Here is an 8,255-nt window from a genome sequence, read left to right as displayed (position 1 = left end):
ACCTTCGTCGAGCGCGGCATCGGCGACGTGCTGATCGCCTGGGAAAACGAAGCCTATCTGGCAGTGAAGGAACTGGGTCCGGACAAGTTCGAAATCGTCACGCCGTCGCTGTCCATCCTGGCCGAACCGCCGGTCAGCGTGGTCGACAAGGTAGTCGACAAGCGCGGAACCCGCGCCGTGGCGACCGCCTATCTTGAATACCTGTACAGCCCGGAAGGCCAGGAAATCGCTGCACAGAACTACTACCGCCCGATCGACCCCAAGGTCGCCGCGAAGTACGCCAAGACCTTCGCACCGGTAAAGCTCTTCACCATCGACGACGAATTCGGCGGCTGGACCAAGGCGCAGAAGACCCACTTCGCCGACGGCGGCGTGTTCGACCAGATCAGCGTGCGCTGAGCACCGCCAGGAACCTCAATGTCCATCCTGTTCATTCAGGGCAGCCCGGTCGAGCCTTCGCGCTCGGCCGCGTTGTCGGGATTCGTCGCGGCGGAGATCCAGCGCCGCGGCATCGACAACAGTCGCCTGAAGCTCACTGACCTGCCGGCCCAGGCGTTGCTCAACGCGAAATTCGGCGACCCGCAGATCCGCATCGCCAGTGATCGCGTAGCCGGCGCCACCGCCATCGTCATTGCGACGCCCGTCTATAAGGCGGCCTACAGCGGACTGCTCAAGAGCTTCCTCGACCTGCTGCCGCAGAACGGACTCGAAGGCAAGGTGGTGCTGCCGCTGGCAACCGCCGGTAGTCCGCACCACGCGCTGGCGCTCGATTACGCGCTGCGCCCGGTGCTGCAGTCGATGTCGCCTTCGCTGGTGCTGCCCGGTGTGCATGCTACCGACGCCACGGTGGGCAAATCGGACAAGGGCGACTACCTGCTGTCGTCCGAAATCATCGACCGGCTCGCCCAGGCGACCGACCGGCTTGTATATGAGTATCGAGCACTGCTGGCTCGCCGCCCGGAACCCGCGGCCGATCCGGTGCCCTTCGATCAGGTCCGCTGCAGCGTCTGAGCCGGCGCACCGCCCGCCCCGTCCCTGCCTGAACCACGCAAAGGAATCCATCGATGCCCTCCTCCCTGTCGTTCATTTCGCGCCGCAAGGCGCTCGCCTGGCTGACCGGCGGCGTGCTCGCCGCATCGGCCGCCCTCGTCGCCCCCCACGCCGCGGCCGCGCAGCCACTGCGCATCGGCTACCAGAAATCGGCCAGCCTGCTCACGCTGCTCAAGGCCCAGGGATCGCTCGAAAAACGCCTGGCGCCGCTCGGTGTCGAGGTGAAATGGGTCGAGTTCCCGGCCGGTCCGCAACTGCTCGAAGGCCTCAATGTCGGCGCGGTCGACGTCGGTGCGGTCGGCGAGGCACCGCCCATCTTCGCCCAGGCGGCCGGCGCCAACTTCATCTACGCGGGCTACGACCCGGCCTCGCCGGAGGCCGAAGCCATCGTCGTGCCGAAGGATTCGACGATCCGCTCAGTGGCCGAACTGAAGGGCAAGCGCGTCGCGCTGAACAAGGGCTCGAACGTGCATTACCTGCTGGTGAAGCTGCTGGAAAAGCACGGCCTGAAATACACCGACATCCAGGTGGTGTTCCTGCCGCCGGCCGATGCCCGCGCCGCATTCGAGCGTGGCGCAGTCGATGCGTGGGCGATCTGGGACCCCTTCCTCGCCGCCACCGAGAAGCAGATCGGCGCCCGCGTGCTGGCCGATGGCAGTGGCGTCGTGAACAACTTCTTCTACTACCTCGCCGCCCGCGACTATGCGAAAGCCAATGGCAAGGTGCTCGACGCGCTGTTCGACGAGATCAACAGCAATGCGGTCTGGCTGAAGGCCAACATCAAGGAGGCCGCCGCCCGCATCGCGCCGGAACAGGGGCTGGCGCCCGAGGTGGTCGAACTGGCACTGCGCCGCTACCAGTTCAATGCGAAGCCGGTGACCGACGCCATCCTCGCCGAACAGCAGAAACTCGCCGACACCTTCTTCGAACTGAAGCTGATTCCGAAACGCATCGAGGTCCGCCAGGCCTCGGTACTTGCCACCCGCTGAAGGTCCGCATCATGAATGTGTTCTGGTTCATCCCCACCCACGGCGACAGCCGCTATCTGGGCACCGCCGAGGGCGGACGCCAGGTCAGCCTCGACTACATGAAACAGGTGGCGATCGCTGCCGACACGCTGGGTTACGACGGCGTGCTGCTGCCGACCGGCCGCTCCTGCGAGGACGCATGGGTCACCGCATCGGCGCTGATCGGCTTCACCCAGCGCCTGAAATTCCTGGTGGCACTGCGCCCGGGCCTGACGGCGCCGTCGGCCGCCGCGCGCATGGCCGCCACCTTCGACCGCCTGTCCGGCGGCCGCCTGCTGATCAATGTGGTGACCGGCGGCGATCCGACCGAGCTGGACGGCGACGGCATCTTCAACACGCACGACGAGCGCTACGAGATCACCGACGAGTTCCTGCGCATCTGGCGCGGCATCCTGGCGAGCGCACACACAGGCGAGACCATCGACTTCGACGGCAAGCACCTGTCGGTCAAGGGCGGCAAGCAGCTCTACCCCACCGTTCAGCGGCCGCATCCGCCGCTATGGTTCGGTGGCTCCTCACCCGCCGCGCACGAACTGGCGGCCGAACAGGTCGATGTCTACCTGACCTGGGGGGAACCGCCGGCCGCGGTGGCCGAGAAGATCGCCGACATGCGCCGCCGCGCCGCCGCCCACGGCCGCACGCTGCGCTTCGGCATCCGCCTGCACGTGATCGCCCGTGAAACGACGGAGCGGGCGTGGCAGGCGGCGGAAGACCTGATCCGTCATCTCGATGACGCCACCATCGCCGCTGCGCAGAAGAAGTTCGCGCAGATGGATTCCGAAGGTCAGCGCCGCATGGCCGCGCTGCACGGTGGTCGTCGCGACAAGCTGGAAGTCAGCCCCAATCTGTGGGCGGGGGTCGGCCTGGTGCGCGGCGGCGCTGGTACGGCGCTGGTCGGCGACGGCCCGACCATTGCCGCACGGATGAAGGAATACGCCGAGCTCGGCATCGAAACCTTCATCCTGTCCGGTTACCCGCATCTCGAAGAGGCTTACAACTTCGCCGAGCAGGTGTTTCCCCACCTGCCGCGCGTACAGAAGGAGGGGCTGCCGGGCTTCAGCCTGTCCGGGCCCTTCGGCGAGATCGTCGCCAACCATTACGTACCTGCTGCATCCGCGAGCTGACACCCTGCGTCGCAGCACCCTGAAGGCCATCGCCCCCTAACGGGCGATGGCCTTTTTCTTTGCTCCGGTGCCGATCCGCTTATCACTCGAACGGCAAAGCTCCGCAGCGCGCCTGCGCAAATGCAGCGCAGATTTAATTGGTTTGAGTGCGCATCCCCCACCCCTAGGATGACCTTCAGACGCGCGACACAGCGCGACCATCCTCCGGACCGCACAAAAGGAAAACCATGAGCACCACGCATTCCCGCAACCGCCGCCTGCTGGTCACCAGTCTGCTCGCCGCCACGCTGCCGCTGACCGGCTTCGCCGCCGGCGACGCGCCGAAGGAAATCCGCCTCGACTACGCCTACTACTCGCCGACCAGCCTGGTATTGAAGCGCTTCGGCTGGCTGGAAGAGGCCGTAAAGCCGGCCGGCATCGAGGTGAAATGGACGCTGAGCCAGGGCAGCAATCGCGCACTGGAGTTCCTCAACAGCGGCGCCATCGACTTCGGCAGCACCGCCGGCCTGGCCGCCGTGCTGAGCCGCGCCAACGGCAATCCGATCCGTTCGGTCTATGTGTATTCGCGACCGGAGTGGACCGCACTCGCAGTACCGAAGGATTCGACCATCAGATCGGTGGCCGAGCTGAAGGGCAAGCGCGTCGCCGCCACGAAGGGCACCGACCCCTATCTGTTCCTGCTGCGCTCGCTGCAGGAGGCAGGTCTGTCGCGCAACGACGTCGAGATCGTCCACCTGCAGCATCCGGACGGCCGCGTCGCACTTGAACAGAAGCGCGTCGACGCGTGGGCCGGCCTCGATCCGCACCTCGCTGCGAGCGAACTGGAGGCTGGTTCGAAGCTCATCTACCGCAATGTGAACTTCAACACCTACGGCTTCCTGAACGTGTCGGAGAAATTCCTGAAGGCACACCCGCAGCAGGTGAAGACGGTGATCGCTGCCTACGAGCGCGCCCGCCGCTGGGTCATCGCCAATCCGGACGACGCCGCAAAGCTGCTGGCCGAGGAAGCAAAGCTGAACCTGGCCGTGGCCCAGGCGCAACTGAAGCGCACCGATTTTTCGAACCCGCGCATCGGCCGCGAACACCACGACGCGCTGCGCGCCGCAGCACCCATCCTGGTCGAGGAGGAACTGGTGCGCAAAGGCACCGACGTCGCCAAGGTGGTGACCGAACTGATCGACCCGACCCATGCCGCCGCCGTGGTCGCGGCCAAGGACTGATGCCATGAACACCGCTGCCCGCACCTCCTCCCTTCAGGCGACGGTGTCGTCCGCGCGGCCGGCCGTCCCCGCCGGTCGCGCCGGGCGTCCCCACCCGGCCCTGGGCTGGGTCCTGCCCGCACTCGCGCTGCTCGCCTTCGAGGTGCTGGTGCGCAGCGGCGTGCTGGCCGCCCACCTGTTCCCTGCGCCGAGCGAGATCGTGCGCACGCTGTTCGACCTGGGCAGCGGCCTGGCATCGCATATCGGCGTCAGCATTGCCCGCGTCGCCGGTGGTTTCGCGATCGGCGCCTCGCTGGCGGTGGTTGCCGCAGTCGTGGTCGGGCTGGACCGTCGCGCCGAAGCGCTGCTCGATCCGACCTTCCAGGCACTGCGCGCCGTGCCCAGTCTGGCCTGGGTGCCGCTGCTGCTGCTGTGGCTGGGCATAGACGAAACGCCCAAGATCACGCTGATCGCGATCGGCGCCTTCTTTCCGGTCTATCTGAATCTGCTGTCGGGCCTGCGCAATGTCGACCGCAAGCTGGTGGAACTGGGCGAGGTATATGGCCTGAGCCGCTCCGCGCTGGTGCGTCGCATCCTGCTGCCGGCTTCGCTGCCCAGCCTCTACACCGGCCTGCGCGTCGGCCTGAGCCTGGCCTGGATGTTCCTGGTCGCCGCCGAACTGATCGCCGCCACCCGCGGCCTGGGTTACCTGCTGACGGACGGCCGTGAAACCTCACGACCGGACATCGTGCTCGCCGCCATCCTGCTGCTGGCCGTACTCGGCAAGCTGTCGGACAGCGTCCTCAAATCACTCGAGAGGCGCGCGCTGGCCTGGCGCGACGCGCTAGAGAGCCGGCTGGCCTGAGGAGCGCACGATGACTGCATTGCTCGATGTGCATGTGCGTGCCAAACGCTTCGGCGACCGGCTCGTGCTGGACAACTTCTCGCTCGAACTGGAGGCCGGCGAAATCGTCAGCCTGGTCGGCGCCAGCGGCTGCGGCAAGAGCACGCTGCTGCGCATCGTCGCCGGCCTGGACCGCGAACACGATGGACAGGTGCGGCTCGACGGTCAGGCGCAGCACGGCATCCACCGCGACATCGGTTTCATCTTCCAGGAGCCGCGACTGCTGCCCTGGCTCACCGTCGCGCAGAACGTCGGTTTCGACGCCGACGCCCGGCGCGCCAGTGACCCGCACGTGTTCACGCTGCTGGAGGAAGTAGGCCTTGCACAGGTGGCCGACGCGCTGCCGAAGGCGCTGTCCGGCGGCATGGCGCAGCGGGTGGCGATCGCCCGCGGTCTGTTCAACCGGCCGCGCCTGCTGTTGCTCGACGAGCCCTTCAGCGCGGTCGATGCCTTCACGCGGATGAAGCTGCAGGAGCTGCTGCTGGCCATCGCCCGCGAACACGGAACCACGCTGCTGCTGGTGACGCACGACGTCGACGAGGCAGCCTGGCTGTCCGACCGCGTCGTGGTGATGGGCAACGGCCGCGCGCTGGACGAAGTGACCATCACGGAACAACGACCGCGCCACCGCCGCTCACCGGCGCTGGCCGATGCCCGCAACACGATTCTCGAAATTCTCGAAGGCGCTCACGTCGTCTGACGTGCGCCACACCCCACACACAGAAAGAGGGCTTCGCCATGAGCACACATTTCACTCTTCGCCGTAACGCCTTGAAGGCATTCATCGCCCTGCTGCCGGCGCTTGCACTCGGCAGCGCCGCCGCACAGGACAAGCCGACTACCGTACGCATCGGCTACCAGAAGTCATCGACACTGATCACCGTGCTGAAGACCCGCAGCACGCTGGAACAGAAGCTTGCGCCGCTGGGCGTCAAGGTGAGCTGGCACGAGTTCGCCAGCGGTCTTCCGCTGCTCGAGGCGCTGAACGTCGGCAGCGTCGACGTGTCGGCCGACGTCGCAGACACCGTGCCGGTGTTCGCACTGGCCGCCGGTGCCAACCTGACCTATGTCGCGCAGGAGGCGCCCTCGCCCACCGCGCAGGCCATCGTGGTCAAGGCCGATTCGCCGATCAAGAGCGTGGCCGACCTGAAGGGCAAGCGCGTCGCCTTCGCCAAGGCCGCCGGCGTGCACTACCTGCTGATCGCCGCGCTGGAGAAGAACGGACTGAGCTTCAAGGACATCCAGCCCGCCTATCTCGCGCCGGCCGACGGCCGCGCCGCCTTCGAACGCGACAGCGTCGACGCCTGGGTGGTGTGGGACCCCTTCCTGTCCGCGGTGCAGCGCCAGGCCAAGGTGCGCGTGCTGGCCGACGGCACGAATCTGGCGCAGTACCAGCGCTACTACCTCGCCTCCACGCCCTTCGCGCAGGCGCGGCCGGACGTGATCAAGGTGATTCACGACGCGCTCACCGAAACCGGCAAATGGGTCAAGCAGAGCCCAAAGGACGCTGCCGCCCTGCTGGCGCCGGTGTGGGGTCTGGATGAAGCCACGGTCGAACAGGCCAACGGCCGTCGCAGCTACGACGTGCGTCTGGTGCAGCCGGAGCGGCTGCAGGAGCAGCAGGCCATCGCCGACACCTTCACCCGCGAGGGCCTGCTGCCGCGCAAGGTGAATGCCACTGCGGTGCCGGTCTGGAAACCGTCTCTGTAAGGCGACCGCAATGAATGCTCCGGACACCACACGCCAGCTCGAACGCCGCGAGGCCGCGCACCTGTTCGACCGCGACTTCGGCCACCATACCGACGCGGTCGAGCGCACCGCACGCGGGCTCGAAGCCACCGCCGCCGAGCGAGACCGCGCCGGCGGTACCGCCTGGGCCGAACGCCAGCTGCTGCGCGACAGCGGCCTGCTCACGCTCGCGGTACCGGCGGAATTCGGCGGCGCCGAACTGCCCTGGCCGCAGATCTACGCCATCATCCGCCGCTTTGCCGAAGCCGACAGTTCGCTCGCCCACCTGTTCGGCTTCCAGCACCTGCAAGTGGCCAGCGTACGGCTGTTCGCCAACCCGGCGCAGCAGGCCCGCCTGCTCGGCGACACGGTGGAGAAAGGCTGGTTCTGGGGCAATGCCACCAACGGTCTGGACACCCGCATCCGGCTCACGCCGGAGGGCGACCACTTCGTGCTCAACGGCGTGAAGTCCTTCTGCTCCGGTGCCACCGGCGCCGACATGCTGAACGTGACCGCACCGCGCGGCGATGACCCGGCCGACCGGGTGTTCATCAGTCTGCCGTCCGACCGCGCCGGCATCACGGTGCACGACGACTGGGACAACCTCGGCCAGCGCCAGACCGACAGCGGCACCGTCACCTTCGATAACGTGCGCGTCGAGGCGGACGAGATACTCGGGCCGCCGGGCACCCGCGGCACGCCGCGGGCGACGCTGCGCACGCTGGTGTCGCAGCTCATCCTGACCGAGATCTATCTCGGCAACACGCAGGGTGCGCTGCGCGCCGCGTGGAACTACGTGCAGCACGAAGCGCGCCCCTGGTTCTCCAGCGGCGTGGCCCGCGCCGCCGACGACCCCTACGGCCAAGTGCGCTTCGCTGAACTGTGGATCGCCTATCGCGGCGCGCTGGCGCTGGCCGTCCAGGCGGAGCAGGCGCTGCAGCAGGCATGGGAACATGGCGACGCACTGACCGCGCGCGAACGCGGCGAGGTCGCGCTGCTGATCTGGCAGGCCAAGATCGCCGCCGGCCGCGCCGCACTCGACGTGACGTCGCGCGTGTTCGAGCTGATGGGCGCACGCGCCACCGCCGCCCGCTACGGCCACGACCGCTACTGGCGCAACGTGCGCGTGCACACGCTGCACGACAACCTCGACTACAAGCTGCAGGACATCGGCCGCTGGGTGCTGGACGACCGCGTGCCCGAGCCCTCCATCTATTCCTGA

General features: G+C 67.4%; 9 protein-coding genes. All 9 read left to right on the top strand.

What is annotated here, in order from left to right; translation table 11 throughout:
- Nucleotides 1-399, top strand: a 399-nt coding sequence (locus IV112_RS05215; protein ID WP_304001496.1) for a sulfate ABC transporter substrate-binding protein, incomplete at its 5' end; no start/stop codon positions are given.
- An 18-nt stretch (nucleotides 400-417) separates the two neighbouring features.
- A complete protein-coding gene (ssuE, locus tag IV112_RS05210; RefSeq protein ID WP_304001493.1) occupies nucleotides 418-1,011 on the top strand; it encodes an NADPH-dependent FMN reductase in 594 nt (197 codons plus the stop codon).
- 53 nt (nucleotides 1,012-1,064) lie between these two features.
- Entirely contained in the window at nucleotides 1,065-2,039 is a 975-nt protein-coding gene (locus IV112_RS05205; protein WP_304001492.1) for a sulfonate ABC transporter substrate-binding protein, read from the top strand.
- Nucleotides 2,040-2,050: 11 nt separating this feature from the next.
- Complete coding sequence (gene ssuD / locus IV112_RS05200; protein WP_304001490.1) at nucleotides 2,051-3,202, top strand: FMNH2-dependent alkanesulfonate monooxygenase; 1,152 nt, start codon at nucleotides 2,051-2,053, stop codon at nucleotides 3,200-3,202.
- Between the two features lie 227 nt (nucleotides 3,203-3,429).
- Complete coding sequence (locus IV112_RS05195) at nucleotides 3,430-4,422, top strand: aliphatic sulfonate ABC transporter substrate-binding protein (protein WP_020164551.1); 993 nt, start codon at nucleotides 3,430-3,432, stop codon at nucleotides 4,420-4,422.
- Nucleotides 4,423-4,426: 4 nt separating this feature from the next.
- The gene (locus IV112_RS05190) at nucleotides 4,427-5,266 is read left to right on the top strand and encodes an ABC transporter permease (RefSeq protein ID WP_020164550.1); all 840 of its coding nucleotides are present in this window, start codon (nucleotides 4,427-4,429) and stop codon (nucleotides 5,264-5,266) included.
- 10 nt (nucleotides 5,267-5,276) lie between these two features.
- Nucleotides 5,277-6,005, top strand: a complete 729-nt coding sequence (locus IV112_RS05185) for an ABC transporter ATP-binding protein (RefSeq protein ID WP_020164549.1) — start codon at nucleotides 5,277-5,279, stop codon at nucleotides 6,003-6,005.
- 38 nt (nucleotides 6,006-6,043) lie between these two features.
- Nucleotides 6,044-7,015 carry an aliphatic sulfonate ABC transporter substrate-binding protein gene (locus tag IV112_RS05180; RefSeq protein WP_304001486.1) on the top strand — a complete coding sequence of 324 codons (972 nt, stop codon included), beginning with the start codon at nucleotides 6,044-6,046 and terminating at the stop codon, nucleotides 7,013-7,015.
- A gap of 10 nt (nucleotides 7,016-7,025) precedes the next feature.
- Nucleotides 7,026-8,255, top strand: a complete 1,230-nt coding sequence (locus IV112_RS05175; RefSeq protein WP_304001484.1) for an acyl-CoA dehydrogenase family protein — start codon at nucleotides 7,026-7,028, stop codon at nucleotides 8,253-8,255.

This window comes from Methyloversatilis discipulorum (genome assembly GCF_018780585.1).
Taxonomy (GTDB): domain Bacteria; phylum Pseudomonadota; class Gammaproteobacteria; order Burkholderiales; family Rhodocyclaceae; genus Methyloversatilis; species Methyloversatilis discipulorum_B.
The sequence above is the reverse complement of the archived record's forward strand: the minus strand, read 5'-3'. Positions and strand labels throughout refer to the sequence as shown.